Origin of the sequence: Arthrobacter sp. ES3-54 (assembly GCF_029504395.1) — a bacterium.
Classification (GTDB): domain Bacteria; phylum Actinomycetota; class Actinomycetes; order Actinomycetales; family Micrococcaceae; genus Arthrobacter.
Window position 1 is genome coordinate 1 of the sequence record NZ_JAQFIF010000034.1, and the last position, 1,469, is coordinate 1,469.

Below are 1,469 nucleotides of genomic sequence, written 5' to 3' on the forward strand. Positions count from 1 at the left end.
GCGACGGTAATGATGGAATTGGTTGTGTTGCGGCGTGACTCTGGGTGCGACTGACGCCCGAGAAGGGTTTGTCTTCATATTGATCTGTCCGCCGCGACACAACTGCAGTGAACGCGGCGGCCAGGTGGACATGACTTCATAGGAGCCTGTCGAGGAGTCCCATTACCGTCTTGTCTGCCCACCCGGCCGGCGTGCCCCTCTTGTGTCCCACCGCACGCAACGGAAGGTCAGGGCAGTTTCATCATGGCAAACGAACACCTGAAAGTCATCGCCGGGATCGACACCCACGCCGACACCCATCACGTCGCCATCATCACCGGAACCGGCGCCCACGTCGCCGACAAGGAATTCCTGGCTGTCAGCTCCGGCTATCGAAAGATCATCGACTTCATCACCGGTTTCGGTCCGGTCCTCGCCGCCGGAGTCGAGGGCACCGGCAGCTACGGTGCCGAGCTCGCACGTGTCCTGACGAAGGAAGGTATCCAGGTCCTGGAGGTCATGCGCCCGAACCGGCAGGGACGCCGGCTGAAAGGAAAATCAGACCCGCTGGACGCCTACCAGGCCGCAGAGTCCGCGTTGGCCGGCCGAGGCACTGCCACCCCGAAAGCCCGGGACGGGGCCGTGGAGTCACTGCGCGTCCTGCGGGCCGAGCGGACGACCGCGATGCGGGCACGGGTCGCCGTCATGAACCAGGTCCAGAGCATCCTGGTCGCCGCCCCCGACACTCTCCGCGCCAGATACCGCGGCCTGACGAGCGCGGCGTTGATGGCCGCGCTCGAGAAGACCCGGCCGGCCGGGACCATGTCAGAACCTTCAAACGCCACCGCCACCGTGCTGAAACGCCTCGCGCTCCGCTACCGGGCACTGCACCAGGAACTGGCCCTGATCGACGCCGAACTCGACGCGATCATCACCATCCAGGCACCCATGATCCGGGACCTGCACGGGGTCGGCACCGACGTTGCAAGCCAACTGCTGGTCACCGTGGGAGACAACCCCGAACGGATCGGCACGGAAGCCCAATTCGCAGCCCTCGCTGGTGTCGCGCCGGTTCCCGCGTCCTCCGGGAAGACGACCCGGCACCGGCTCAGCCGCGGCGGCGACCGGCAGGCCAATAAAGCCATCCACCACGTCGCCCTCGTCCGGATGATGAGCGACACCCGCACCCGAACCTACGTCGCCAAACGCCGACAGGAAGGCAAAAGCACCAAGGAAATCATGCGGTGCCTGAAACGCTACATCGCCCGCGAAATCTACGACCAGCTCCTCCACCCACAGCCGGGCCCCGACGCCGGAGCCCTCCGGTCCCTGCGGAAAACCAAGAAAATCACCCTGCAGGCCGCCGCGGACAATCTCCACGTCTGGCCCACCGCGCTGTCCCGGCTTGAACGCGGGCTCAGCCGGGACGATGTCTTCCACCAACGCTACGAAAACTGGCTCAACGAACATTGACGCCTATAGGAGCATCA

General features: G+C 65.0%; 1 protein-coding gene. It reads left to right on the forward strand.

Translation table 11 applies throughout. From position 1 onward, the window contains the following. Positions 1 to 243: 243 nt before the first annotated feature. Complete coding sequence (locus M2428_RS22200; RefSeq protein WP_277528138.1) at positions 244 to 1,452, forward strand: IS110 family transposase; 1,209 nt, start codon at positions 244 to 246, stop codon at positions 1,450 to 1,452. Positions 1,453 to 1,469 lie beyond the last annotated feature (17 nt).